Annotated in this window: 11 protein-coding genes and 1 riboswitch; of the genes, 5 read left to right on the top strand and 6 right to left on the bottom strand. The window is 75.6% G+C overall.

Translation table 11 applies throughout. The features are described from left to right. The first annotated feature begins 85 nt into the window (after positions 1-85). The gene (locus AC6CH9_RS11370; RefSeq protein WP_498155188.1) at positions 86-718 is read left to right on the top strand and encodes a response regulator transcription factor; all 633 of its coding nucleotides are present in this window, start codon (positions 86-88) and stop codon (positions 716-718) included. A gap of 118 nt (positions 719-836) precedes the next feature. On the opposite strand, the gene AC6CH9_RS11365 is transcribed toward AC6CH9_RS11370, so the two are convergent. The 4 genes from AC6CH9_RS11365 to AC6CH9_RS11350 all read right to left on the bottom strand — a co-directional run bounded on the left by AC6CH9_RS11365 (position 837) and on the right by AC6CH9_RS11350 (position 5,225). Continuing rightward, positions 837-1,160 (bottom strand): DUF4235 domain-containing protein, encoded by a 324-nt coding sequence (locus tag AC6CH9_RS11365; RefSeq protein ID WP_205206757.1) that lies wholly within the window; start codon positions 1,158-1,160, stop codon positions 837-839. An 81-nt stretch (positions 1,161-1,241) separates the two neighbouring features. Next, complete coding sequence (locus AC6CH9_RS11360) at positions 1,242-2,369, bottom strand: ABC transporter ATP-binding protein (RefSeq protein WP_498155187.1); 1,128 nt, start codon at positions 2,367-2,369, stop codon at positions 1,242-1,244. Between the two features lie 2 nt (positions 2,370-2,371). Beyond that, the gene (locus AC6CH9_RS11355) at positions 2,372-4,087 is read right to left on the bottom strand and encodes an ABC transporter permease (protein ID WP_498154982.1); all 1,716 of its coding nucleotides are present in this window, start codon (positions 4,085-4,087) and stop codon (positions 2,372-2,374) included. A gap of 46 nt (positions 4,088-4,133) precedes the next feature. Continuing rightward, complete coding sequence (locus AC6CH9_RS11350) at positions 4,134-5,225, bottom strand: thiamine ABC transporter substrate-binding protein (protein WP_498154981.1); 1,092 nt, start codon at positions 5,223-5,225, stop codon at positions 4,134-4,136. An 82-nt stretch (positions 5,226-5,307) separates the two neighbouring features. After that, positions 5,308-5,412, bottom strand: a riboswitch (TPP riboswitch). Between the two features lie 225 nt (positions 5,413-5,637). Between AC6CH9_RS11350 and AC6CH9_RS11345 the strand changes: the two genes are divergently transcribed. The 4 genes from AC6CH9_RS11345 to AC6CH9_RS11330 all read left to right on the top strand — a co-directional run bounded on the left by AC6CH9_RS11345 (position 5,638) and on the right by AC6CH9_RS11330 (position 10,980). After that, positions 5,638-6,510 (top strand): ABC transporter ATP-binding protein, encoded by an 873-nt coding sequence (locus AC6CH9_RS11345; RefSeq protein WP_498154980.1) that lies wholly within the window; start codon positions 5,638-5,640, stop codon positions 6,508-6,510. Next, a complete protein-coding gene (locus AC6CH9_RS11340; protein WP_498154979.1) occupies positions 6,507-9,041 on the top strand; it encodes an ABC transporter permease in 2,535 nt (844 codons plus the stop codon). Before AC6CH9_RS11345 ends, AC6CH9_RS11340 begins: the two co-directional genes overlap by 4 nt. A 110-nt stretch (positions 9,042-9,151) precedes the next feature. Further along, positions 9,152-9,430, top strand: a complete 279-nt coding sequence (locus AC6CH9_RS11335; protein ID WP_389355197.1) for a DUF4235 domain-containing protein — start codon at positions 9,152-9,154, stop codon at positions 9,428-9,430. An 89-nt stretch (positions 9,431-9,519) separates the two neighbouring features. Then, on the top strand, positions 9,520-10,980 hold the full coding sequence (locus AC6CH9_RS11330) for a hypothetical protein (protein ID WP_498154978.1): 1,461 nt from the start codon (positions 9,520-9,522) through the stop codon (positions 10,978-10,980). Here AC6CH9_RS11330 and AC6CH9_RS11325 read toward each other — a convergent pair. Continuing rightward, on the bottom strand, positions 10,969-11,394 hold the full coding sequence (locus tag AC6CH9_RS11325; protein WP_498154977.1) for a GntR family transcriptional regulator: 426 nt from the start codon (positions 11,392-11,394) through the stop codon (positions 10,969-10,971). The genes AC6CH9_RS11330 and AC6CH9_RS11325 overlap by 12 nt on opposite strands. Continuing rightward, complete coding sequence (locus AC6CH9_RS11320) at positions 11,391-12,350, bottom strand: hypothetical protein (protein WP_498154976.1); 960 nt, start codon at positions 12,348-12,350, stop codon at positions 11,391-11,393. The genes AC6CH9_RS11325 and AC6CH9_RS11320 overlap by 4 nt, the downstream gene beginning before the upstream one ends. Positions 12,351-12,416 lie beyond the last annotated feature (66 nt).

The following is a 12,416-nucleotide window of genomic DNA, read 5'->3' as shown; positions in this document are numbered from 1 at the left end:
CCAGGGTGGGCGCGGGGACGGGGCCCGCGTGCGCGATCGGCACGACGACGGAGCGGTCCCGCAGGACGCGCCGCGGACCCGGCTCGTGATCGTCGACGACGACGCGCTCGTCCGCGCCGGCCTGCGGCTCATGCTCGACGGCGCCCACGGCATCGAGGTCGTCGGCGAGGCCGCGGACGGGGCCGAGGTCCCGGCCGTGCTCGACGCGCACCCGACCGACGTCGTGCTCATGGACCTGCGCATGCCGCGGGTCGACGGGATCGAGGCCACGCGGCGGGTGCGGTCGCGGCCGGGCGCCCCGGCCGTCGTCGTGCTCACGACGTTCGACAGCGACGACGAGGTCGTCGGCGCGCTGCACGCCGGGGCGGCCGGCTACCTGCTCAAGGACATGCCGCCCGAGCGGATCGTGGCAGCCGTCCGCGCGGCCGCCGCGGGCGAGCCGGTGCTGTCACCGGAGATCGCGCGGCGTCTCATGACGTCGGTCGCAGACGCGGGCGGCGAGCGCGACCGCGCCCGGGCGGCGCTCGGCACGCTCACCGGCCGGGAGCGGGACGTCGCCGTCGAGCTGGGCCGCGGCGCGGCGAACGCGGAGATCGCGGCGGCCCTGTTCCTCAGCGTCCCGACGGTCAAGGCCCACGTGTCGAACGTGCTGCTCAAGCTCGGCCTGGAGAACCGGACGCAGGTCGCGCTGCTCGTCCACGCCGCCGGCCTGGACTGAGCACGGACCTCCCACCCGATCCGTGGCCCACCACGACTTGGCCCGCCGTCGAGCACGACTTGGCGGTCGTTCTGCCCCCGATAACGGCCCTCATGTCGTGTTCGGCCAGAGGGTGAGATCAGTCGCCGGGCCACTCCCCCGTCCAGCGCTCGAACGCCCGGGCGCCGCCGCGGTCGATGAGCGCCTTCACCGCGGCGAAGATCGCGCCCTGGATCAGCGCCGCGACGAGGATCTCGCGCAGCGAGTACTCGGACTCGAGCGGCTTGGGCGCGTCGGAGCGGTGCCCCGGGGTGACGCGCTTGTACACCTGCTTGAACACCTGGCCCGCGACCAGCCCGCCCACGATCGAGCTGGCGAGCCCCACGGGGCGGTAGAGGATCTTCGCGGCCTTGCCGCCGGTCTTCTCCGGGGGATGCGTCCCCGCCGTCACGTCGTCGCTCATCCCTCGACGCTAGGTCGGCTCCGGCTCTCTCGCGCGTCGCACGACCTGCGAGCATCGTCTGTGAGCTCCGTCTGCGGGCCGTCAGCCCGGGACGACGGCGCAGCCCGCCAGATCGGGCGCGACGTGCACCCGGGCGCCGGTCTCGGGCCCCTCCTCGAGTCCCCCCGCGCCGCCGCCCGCGAGCGCCACGAGGCGAACCGGTGCGCCGTGGTCGGCGCCGGGGAGGACGACGTCGACTGTGACCTCGACCGCACCCCGGCGGAACACGCTGCCGACGACGGTCGCTGCCCAGGTGTCGTCCGACGACGCGGGGACACCTTCGGTCACGAGCCGCAGCCCGCGCGGGCCGACCGCGAGCACGGTCCCGTCGCCGCGGGGGACGAACGCCTGGTAGCCGAGGAACTCCGCCACGCGGAGCGACGCAGGGGCGCGCCACAGGTCCTCCGGCGGCGCGACCTGGAGGAGCCGGCCCGCGTCCATGACGGCGACACGGTCGGCGACGGTGAACGCCTCGTCGTGGTCGTGGGTGACGAAGACGGCCGTCGTCCCGGTGGCACGCAGCGCCTCGCGCAGGTCGAGCGCGAGGCGCTCGCGCAGCCCGCGGTCGAGCGCGGAGAGCGGCTCGTCGAGCAGGAGCAGCCGAGGCCGCGGCGCGAGCGACCGCGCGAGCGCGACCCGCTGGCGCTCTCCCCCGCTGAGCGTCGCGACGGCGCGGCGCTCGTACCCGGCGAGCCCGACGACGTCGAGCAGCTCGGTCACGCGCGCGTCGCGCTCGGCGCGGGGCAGCCCCGCGATGCCGTACGCGACGTTCCCCGCGACGTCGCGGTGCGGGAAGAGCTGACCCTCCTGGAACATCAGACCGAACCCGCGCCGGTGGACGGGGACGCCCGTGAGGTCGCGCCCGTCCCAGCGGATCTCTCCCGCCGCGACGGGCTCGAGCCCCGCGACGGCGCGCAGCAGGCTCGACTTGCCGCAGCCGCTCGGCCCGAGCAGGGCGAGCACCTCGCCGGGCGCGACGTCGAGCGTGACGCCCGCGACCGCCGTCGTGCCGGGGTCCGTGCGCGCACCCCCGCCGTAGCGCACGACGACGTCGCGCACCGCGAGCCCGGCGCCCTCCCCGGGCACGGCGTCGGGTGCCGCGTCGGGCTCGGCGGCGGGGCGCGACGGCTCCGGCGCGCCCGCGCGCGCCGGGGCGGGGTCGGTCTGCACCATCAGAACTCTCCTCCGGGTCGGTCGCCGCGCAACCGCTCGGCGAGCAGCATGACGGTCGCGGTGAGCAGCGCGAGCACGACGCTCGCCGCGAGCGCCATGCCGTAGTTCTCGGCCCCCGGGCGCCCGATGAGCCGGAAGATCACGACCGGCAGCGTGGCGCTGTCCGGACGGGCGAGGAAGGACGTCGCACCGAACTCCCCGAGCGAGACCGCGAACGCGAACCCGACGGCGAGGCCGAGCGAGCGAGCGGCGATCGGGCCGTCGACGGTGCGGAACACCCGACCGGGCGCGGCGCCGAGGGTCGCGGCGGCCTCGCGCAGGCGCGGGTCGATCGCGCGCAGCGTCGGCAGGACCGTCCGCACGACGAGCGGGATCGCGACGACCGCCTGTGCGATCGGCACGAGCAGGCCCGACGTACGCAGGTCGACGTCGAGGCCGAGCGGCCGGTCGAGCGTGATCAGGAAGCCGAAGCCGACCGTCACGGCGGAGACCCCGAGCGGCAGCATGAAGACCGAGTCGAGCACGGAGATCGCCCGTCGCCCGCCCCGCGAGCGCGGGCGCCGCGACACGACGAGCGCGACGAGCCCGCCGATCACGACGGCGAGCACGGTCGCGAGCGCGGCGGTGCGCAGCGAGTTGGCCGCCGCCTCCCACACCGTCACGGACAGCGCGTTGCGCCCGCCCGTGGTGCCGAGGTTCGCGTAGTTGTCGAGCCCCCAGCCGCCGCCCGGGACGCGGAACGAGCGCACGACGAGCGTGCCGAGCGGCAGGCCGACGAGCACGACGACCACGGCCGCGGTGAGCGCCGCGGGCGCGAGGTCGCCCGTCGGGCGGCCGTCGCGCCACAGGCGCAGCGGGTGCGCGGACGACGCCGAGGACGACAGGTTCAGGGCGCGCTCGCGCCGGGCCCGCGTGCGGTTCGCCACCGTGAGCGCCGCCGCGACGACCACGAGCTGCACGACCGACAGCACGGCGGCCGTGCGCAGGTCGAGGAACTGCGTGGTCTGGATCCAGATCTCCGTCTCGATCGTCCCGTAGCGGATGCCGCCGAGCACGAGCACGACGCCGAACGCCGTCGCGCAGAACAGGAAGACGATCGACGCGGCGCTCGCGACGGCGGGCGTCAGCGCGGGGAGCGTCACCGTGCGGAACGCGCGCCACGGCGTCGCGCCGAGCGCCCGCGCCGCCTGCTCGGCGCGCGGGTCGAGGTGCTCCCACAGCCCGCCTACCGTGCGCACGACGACCGAGTAGTTGAAGAACACGAGCGCGACGACGATCGCTGCGAACGTCTCGTCGAGCCCCAGGAACCCGAGGGGGCCGCCCTGCACGAGCAGCGACCGGAACGCGACGCCGACGACGACGGTCGGGAGCACGAACGGCACGGTGACGAGCGCGCGCACGACCCGCCGCCCGGGGAACCGGCACCGGTACAGCACGTAGGCGCCGGGCACGCCGAGCAGCAGCGAGAACGCCGTGCCGAGCACGGCCTGCCACAGCGTCAGCCCGAGGATGCGCCACGTCCGCGGCTGGGAGAAGACCTCCGCGAACCCGGACAGGTCGAGGCCGCCGTCGTCCCCGACGAACCCGCGCGCCACGAGCGTGACCACCGGCCACGCGAAGAACACCCCGAGGAACACCAGCGGCACCGCCGCCGCCAGACCCCACAGCACCGCGCGCCCGACGCCGCCCCGCCAGAGGGCCCGGCCCCTCACCACGGCTCTACCTCGCGAGGTAGAGCCGTGGTCGCTCGTGGACCGGGCGTCAGTCGACGACCGTCGCCGTCCATGCCTTGATCCACTCGTCGCGGTGCGCCGAGATGTCGGCGGGGGCGACCTCGAAGGGCTCGTCGGCGAGCGGGGCGAACTCGGCCCAGCCGTCGGGGAGCGCGACGGAGTCGTCGGCGGGGTACATGTACATCTGCCCCGGTACGTCGGCCTGGAACGCCTCGCTCACGAGGAAGTCGACGAGCTGCTGCGCGCCCTCGGGGTTCTTCGCGTTCGCGAGCACGCCCGCGTACTCGACCTGGCGGAAGCACGTGTCGAGCAGCGCGCCGGTCGTGGACGCGGAGCCGTCCTCGGTGAGCGTGAAGGCGGGCGACGTCGAGTACGACAGCACGAGCGGGCGCGGCCCGGCGCCCTCCGAGCCGGAGAAGTCGACGTAGTAGGCGTCCGACCACCCGTCCACGACCTTCACGCCGTTGGCGCGCAGGTCGGCCCAGTAGTCCTCCCAGCCGTCCTCGCCGAACGCCCCGACGGTCGCGAGGAGGAACGCGAGGCCCGGCGACGACGTCGCGGGGTTGGTCACGACGAGGAGGTCCCGGTACTCCGGCTTCGCCAGGTCCTCGAGCGTCACGGGCTCCGGGATCCCGGCGTCGGCGAACCACGCGTGGTCCACGTTGACGCACACGTCACCGAGGTCGACGGCGGTGAGCTCGCCGCCGTCGCCGACCGCGTACGACGCGGCGGACTCCGAGACGTCCGCGGGCGTGTACGGCTCGAGGACGCCCTCGTCGATCGCGCGCGACGCGAAGGTGTTGTCGATCCCGAACACGACGTCGCCGAGGGGCGAGTCCTTCGTGAGGATCAGCTGGTTGACCAGCGCGCCGCCGTCGCCGGGCGCGACCTGCTCGACGGTGAGCCCGCTCTCCTCCTCGAACGCGGCGAGCACGTCGTCGCTCACCGCGAAGGAGTCGTGGGTCACCAGCGTGACCGTGCTCCCGCTGCCCGACGACGCGTCGTCGCCCCCGGCGCCGTCACCACCCGAGCAGGCCGCGAGGGCGAGGAGCGCGAGCGTCGCGCCCACGCCGGTCGCGAGGGCTCGGCCGCGGCGGGCGACGGTGGTCGTGTGCTGCATGTGTCCTCCCTGGACGTTCAGGAGGGGTCCACCGGCCCGACGAGCCGTACGCCGGGTGGGCGCGACGAACCGCGCGAGCAGGTGATCGAGATTCCCGACTTCCTCCACCGGTGCTAACCGGATCAGGTTCGAGGGTCTGCGGTGGTCCGCACTCTCAGCTCCTCCAGGAGCTCCCCTGTCGTTCACCGCGAGCCTACACCGGCCCCTCACCCGGAGAGTCCCCTGAGAGAACCCTGAGCACCAGCGACCGCGGACCAGGGACGGTTCGGGGCCCGCCCCCGATGCCGCGGGGACGCGCGCCGCGGGAGGGTCGGTACGACCGCCGGGAGCCCCGGCGGCCGCCACAGGACGACGCCGCCCGGCGAGCCACGACGCTCCCGCGCAGCGGCACGACGAGAGGACGGACGAGGACGTGACGACGACAGGTGCGGCACAGCGGAGCACCCCGCGCGAGGGCCCGCCCGCTGAGGGCGCCGAGGGCACTGAAGGCGCTGAGGGCGGTGCACGACCCGCGATCGCGACCGCGCGCGGGCTGGTGAAGACGTACGGGCGCGGCGAGGCCGCGGTGCGTGCGCTCGACGGCGTCGACGTCGACCTCGAGCGGGGACGTCTGACCGCGATCATGGGCCCGTCCGGGTCGGGCAAGTCGACCCTCATGCACTGCCTCGCGGGGCTCGACTCCCCCACGGCGGGGACCGTCGTCGTGGACGGCGAGACGGTGTCGGCGATGAGCGAGCGGCGCCTGACGCGGCTGCGGCGCACGCGCATCGGGTTCGTCTTCCAGTCGTTCAACCTCGTCCCGACGCTCACGGCGGAGGAGAACATCGTGCTCCCGCTCGCGATCGCGCGGCGGCCCGTGGACCAGGAGTGGTTCGACCGGGTGGTCGACGCCGTCGGGCTGCGCCCGCGGCTCGGGCACCGCCCGGCGGAGCTCTCGGGCGGGCAGCAGCAGCGCGTCGCGTGCGCGCGGGCGCTCGTGTCCCGGCCGGCGGTCGTGTTCGCGGACGAGCCGACGGGCAACCTCGACTCGCGCGCGGCCGCCGAGGTGCTCGGCTTCCTGCGCGCCTCGGTGGACGACCTCGGCCAGTCCGTCGCCATGGTCACCCACGACCCCACGGCGGCGTCCTACGCGCACCGCGTCCTGTTCCTCGCCGACGGCCGCCTCGTCACCGAGCTGCGCGACCCCACGCCGCAGGCCGTCCTCGACACGCTCGGTACTCTCACGCCCGCGCCCGCGGGCGCGCACGCCACCGACCCGGCGCACGCACCGGCGGCCGCCCGATGATGGGCCGGATCGCGCTGCGCGGCGTGCGCGCGCACGGCGCACAGCTCGTGCTGTCCGTGCTCGCGGTGACGATCGGCGTCGCGTTCGTCACGGGTACGTTCGCGCTGCGCGCGATGCTCGCGTCGACGTTCGACGGCATCGTCGCGTCGTCGATCCAGGCCGACGCGTACGTGCGCGGCGGGACCGCCGCCGGTTCCGCGCTCGAGGACCCGGCGCAGCTCGGCGGGACCCGCAGCCTCGTCCCGGCGGACCTGGCCCACACGCTCGACGCGCGCGACGACGTCGACCTCGCGCTCGCGGAGGTGAGCGGCCCCGCCGTCCTCGTCGGCGCCGACGGCACCGCGGTGCTGAGCACCCAGGCGCCGAGCATGGCGGTCGGGTACGACCCGCGCGACCCCGGGCCACGCGTGGTCGACGGCCGCGCACCGGCGAACGGCGGGGAGGTCGCGCTCGAGTCCGCGACGCTCGAGGCGTCCGGGCTCGCCGTGGGCGACACGACCGACGTCGTGCTCGGGGACGAGGTGCGGCCCGTGCGGGTCGTCGGCGAGCTCTCGCTGTCCGCACCGATGGCGGGCGCGACCATCGTCCTGCTCGACGCGACGACCGCGGCCGCGACGTACGCGCCGGACGGCATGGTGCCGTCGATCGCCCTGCACGCCGCCGACGACGTCTCCCCCGAGGCGCTGCGCGACGCCGTCGCGACGGCGCTCCCCGCCGGTGCCGAGGCCGTGACGGGTGCCGACCTGCGCGACGAGACGAGCAGCGCGATCGCCGACCAGCTCGGCTTCGTGTCGACGTTCCTGCTCGTGTTCGCCGCGCTCGCCCTGTTCGTCGGCACGTTCATCATCACCAACACGTTCGCGATGCACGTGCGCCGCCGCACGCGCGAGCTCGCGCTCCTGCGCGCCGTCGGGGCGTCGCCGGCCCAGGTGTTCGCGTCCGTGCTGGGGCAGGCCGCGGTCGTCGGGGTCGTCGGGGCGGTGCTGGGCGTCGCCGCCGGGTTCGGGCTCGCCGAGCTCGCGCGGGCCGGGCTCGGCGCGGTGGGCATGGAGCTCGCCGGGTCGCTGCCCGTGACGACGGCCGGGATCGTGGTCCCCCTCGTCGTCGGGGTCGTGGTGTCCGTCGTCGCGGCGGCCCTGCCCGCGCGGCACGCGGCGCTCGTCCGGCCCGTCGAGGCCATGCGGGCCGACGTCGTGCGCCCCGCCGGTCCAGGGGTCGCCCGGGTGGTCGCGGGGACGCTGACCCTGCTCGCCGGCATCGGGCTCGTGGTGGGCGCCGCGGCGGTCGGGAGCGGCGGCGCGCCGCTCCTCGGCCTCGGCGCGGTCGGGGTGATCGCGGGCGTGCTGCTGCTCTCCCCCCTCGCGGTCGGCCCCGTGCTGGGCGTCCTCGCCGCGCCGTTCGTCGCGCTGGTCCGGCCCCTCGGCAGCCTCGCGCGCGGCAACGTCACGCGCCAGCCGCGGCGCACGGCTGCGACCGCGGGTGCGCTCGTCGTCGGCATGGCGCTCGTGTCGACGACGTCGGTCCTCGCGCTCTCGGCCCGCGAGTCCGTGACCGGCATCGTCGACGAGGAGACGGCCGCCGACCTCGTCGTCCGGTCGGCGACCCCGTACCTCCCGGAGGGCGTCGCGGCCGACGTCCGCGCCGTGCCCGGCGTCGCGTCCGCCGACCTCACGACGTACGGGCAGGTCCTCGTCGACGACGAGCCGCAGCTCGTGGTCGGGTTCCCGGCCGACGGCTTCGGCCGCTCGGTCCGCACGACGGCGGTCGAGGGCGACCTCGGCGCGTACGCCCTCGGGGAGGCGGCCGTCATGGAGGACGCGCTCGACGAGCACGGCTGGGCGCTCGGCGACGTCGTGACGATCGCCGACCCCACCCGGCCCGATCTCCCGGCGCACGACGTCCGCATCGGCGCGGTGATCGACTCCCACGCGTTCTCCGTCGACATGCTCCTGCCGCCGGACGTCGCCTCCGCCGTCGGCGCGACGACACCCGAGATGCTGTTTCTCGACGCCGAGCCGGGCGCCGACCTCGCGGCCGTGCGGGGCGCGGTGACGGACGCCGTCGCGCCCTACGTCGTGGCGAGCGTGCTCGACGCCGAGGAGTTCGCCGGAGAGGTCGCGGCCCAGGTCGAGTCGATCCTCGCGATCGTCTACGCGCTGCTCGGCCTGTCCGTGCTCGTCGCGGTCCTCGGGATCGTCAACACGCTGGCCCTGTCCGTCGTCGAGCGGACGCGCGAGATCGGGCTCCTGCGCGCCGTCGGGCTGGGGCGTGCCCAGCTCGCCACGACGATCGCCATCGAGTCGGTGCTCGTCGCGGTGTTCGGGACGGCGGCCGGGCTGGTCGTGGGGACGGGCCTGGCCGCCGCGCTGCCGTCCGTCCTCGCGGACGAGGGCTTCACGACCCTCGCGGTGCCCTGGGCCCAGCTCGGCGCGATGCTCGCGCTCGCCACCGTCGTCGGGGTCGTCGCGGCGGCCTGGCCCGCGACGCGCGCGGCCCGGCTGCGCGTGCTCGACGCGGTGAGCCAGGAGTGACGGGTCCCCTCGCCCGCCCGACGCGCGCCGGGCGGGCGAGGGGCCGACGGTTCGCACTACGGTGGGAGCACGCCCGCGCCGACCGGCGCCCCGACTCACGGAGGACCCTCGTGGCCGACACGACCGAGACCGAGCAGACCCTGGCCCTCAAGGTCGGGACCGTCGCCCTCACCTTCGCCGCGGGCTGGGCCGCGCAGAAGCTCGTCACGTTCGTCTGGGCGAAGGTCACCGGTCACGACGCCCCCAAGGACCTCGACGACGACGAGGTCGGCATCGTCTCGGCCGTCACGTTCGCCGCCGTCGCCGCGGGCGTCGGCGTCCTCGCGCGCCGGTTCGCCGGCAAGGAGGCCAAGCGGTTCGTCTCCCGCCTCGCGGCGCGCGCGTCGTAGACCACCCTCGAACCCGGGGTCGTTCCTCACGATCGCCACGACGCGGGGAACGACCCCGGGTTCGGGAGCGCACCGATACCCTGGCGCGCGTGACGGCCCCACCGGCGACCCCTGAGAGCCCAGAGAGCGCGACGACGGTCCACTCGGACTCCGTGCTGCGAGCCGGCGTGCGCGTGCTCGCCGACGCGGGCCGCCTGCTGTCCCGGCACTGGCCCGCGCTCGTCGCCATCGCCGTCCTCGCCGAGGTCGTCCACGAGCTCGCGCTGCGGGCCGCGCTCGCCGTCGCGCCGTCGTCCGGGATGCTCGGCCTGCTCGTGCTGTGCTTCTCGCCGCTCGCGACCGTGGTCGGCATCGTGGTCATGCTGCACGTCCTGCGCCGCGAGCCGCGCACCGAGCGCGACCGGCTCGAGGTCCGGGCGCTGCTCGGCTCGATCGCGTCGGTCCTGGTCCCGTACCTCGTCATCTACGAGTTCTACGGTGGCCTGTCGTCCGACTGGCAGTCCTACATCGACTCCGCGGCGCTCGACCACGCGTTCGCGGCCGGTTCCGGGATCGAGACGGCGAGCCCGATCCCCGAGGGCTTCGGACTCACCGTCGTGCTCGTCGTCGCGGGCGCGCTGCTCGCCCGGACGCTGCTCGAGCGTCTCGCCAAGCGCGTCGACCGCGGCATCTCCGCGGCAGGCGGGGACGCCCGGCGCAGCGCGCGCTCCGCCGCCGTCCGCATCGCGGCGGGGTACTGCGAGGTCGTGTGGATCGTCGTCGGCGCGTTCACCGTCACCGCCGTCGTCGGGCGGGTGCGCGAGTGGTGGACGTCGCGCGTGGTCGTCGTCGAGACCACCACGTGGTGGGACGGCGTCGTCGCGCGCGTGGACGTGCTCAAGCCGCTCGTCGACGCCCTGGGCCCGACGACGTCCCTCCTCCTCGCCGGCGTCGTCACCGGCCTCGTCGTGCCGCTCGCCTGGCTCACCCTCGGCACGATCGTCTACGGCGTCGAGGCGATCGACGTCGTCGACCCGGCCCACGCGACGCCAGGCGGCGGCGAGCCCACGGGTCGCGCGACGCGCGTCGTCGACCGGTTCAACCGGGCGCTCGGCGAGAGCGGCGCGCGCAAGGCGTGGGAGCTCATGCTCGACCCCGGCCGGCGGTTCGGCGGCCTCGTCGGCGCGGTCGGCATGCTGTGGCGCAGCCGGTGGAGCGCCGTGCTGCTCTTCTGCGTCGCGTTCGCCCTCCTCACGCTCGGCGAGCAGGTCGTCTACACGGCTGCACAGGCCGTCGTCGGCCAGCCCGGGATCGTCGCCTGGCGCGCGCTCGTCGGCCCGCTCGAGATCGTCGCGACGGTCGTCGTGCAGGTGCTCACGACCGTGCTGCTCGCGGCCGCCGCAGACGCGCTCCTCGCGAGCCTCGGCCTGCCGTCGGCGCTGCGCACGCGGCGCGTGGCCAGGTCGCGGACAGCGGTCGGCACCGGGGTCGGGGCCGAGACCGGTGTGGAGGTCGGCGCAGAGGTCAGCACCGTGGCCGGCACGACGGCGGACGGCGCGTCAGCCGGCTGAGACCGTCGCGGACCGGTCGTCGCCGGACCGGTCGTCGTCTGGCCGACCCTCGACGAGCAGGGCCGCCGCGACGACGTCACGGATCTCGGTGTCCGTCAGCGCGTGGTCCCGGGCCAGGCGCACGAAGCGCGCCGCCGCGTCCGTCACCGCCGCGCGCGACAGCGTCGCAGCCGGTGCGGTCACGAGCGTCCCGACCCGTCGACGCGTCGTGACGAGCCCCGCAGACTCCAGGTCGCGGTAGGTCCGCGCGACCGTGCCCGGCGCGATGCCCAGGTCGTTCGCGAGAGCCCGCACCGTGGGCAGGCGCTGCCCGTCGGCGAGGTCGCCCGCCGCGACGAGGGCCGCGAGCTGGGCGCGGAGCTGCTCGTAGTGCGGCGTCGGGGAGTCCAGGTCGATGCGGACGGCGCGGCTCACGCGACCGCCGCCGCAGGCTCGCGCACCGACGCCGCCGTCGGCGCGGGGTCACGAGCAGGCCAGAGCAGGACCACGAGCGACACGACCACGACGGCCAGCGCCACGAGGAGCAGGGCGTTCCCGGCCTGGACGTGGCCCGGGCTGAGCCCGGGGCCCATCCTGACGCCGTCGCCGTTCCCCAGCCCCAGCCAACGCAGCGAGAGCCCGGCCAGCGCGACGAGCCCGCCGAGCGTCAGGCCCAGGACGAGCTGGGTGGCACGCTCGACGCGGCGGGCGACCCGGCGGCGGAGCCACATGTCCCACTGCTCGTCCACGTCCTCGACCGCCGGTCGCGACGCGACGAGGCGCAGCACCACCTCCGAGGCCACGACGACGACGACCGCCCCGACCAGGAGCGGCACCGTCCACAGCCACCCGGGGAAGGGTGCGACGGTGTAGGCCTCGTACCGGCCGACGACGCGGGAGATCGAGCGTGGGCCGTCGGACAGGAGGCCGAACGCCACGCTCGCGACGGCGACGCTCGCGGCCCAGGACCACGCCAGGCGACGGGTGAGCGTCGGGACGACGTCCGCCGTCGAGCGCGCGACGAGCCGCGCCTCGCGCTGGCGGTGCGTCGGGCGCGGCCACGTGAGCTCGCCCACCGCGTGGACGGCCAGGGCGCCGACGAGCGCGACGAGCGGCAGCCCCGCCGTCGTCCTCGCGCCGAGCGGGACGAGCCCGAGGAACAGGTACAGGGGCGGCAGCAGGATCCCCGCGGCGACGAGCATCCCCGCGCCGGCGCTCGTGCCGGCCGCGTGCCGCACCGCGCGCCGCCCCGCCGAGCTCGGGACGACGGCACGTCGGCCGTCCCACCACAGGAGCGCGGCGACGACGGCCGCGGCGAGCAGCGCGACGTCGACCGCGAGGGTGACCGGGAACGGCAACGGGTTCCCCAGCATCCACGACACCCAGCTCATGTCCACCTCCGAGAGAGAGCATTGATCATGCACTATGATCAATAATCTACGCGCCGTCAAGCGGCT

The organism is Cellulosimicrobium sp. GQ32 (genome assembly GCF_059758455.1).
Note: the sequence above shows the minus strand (reverse complement) of the source record. Positions and strands in the feature narration are given on the sequence as shown.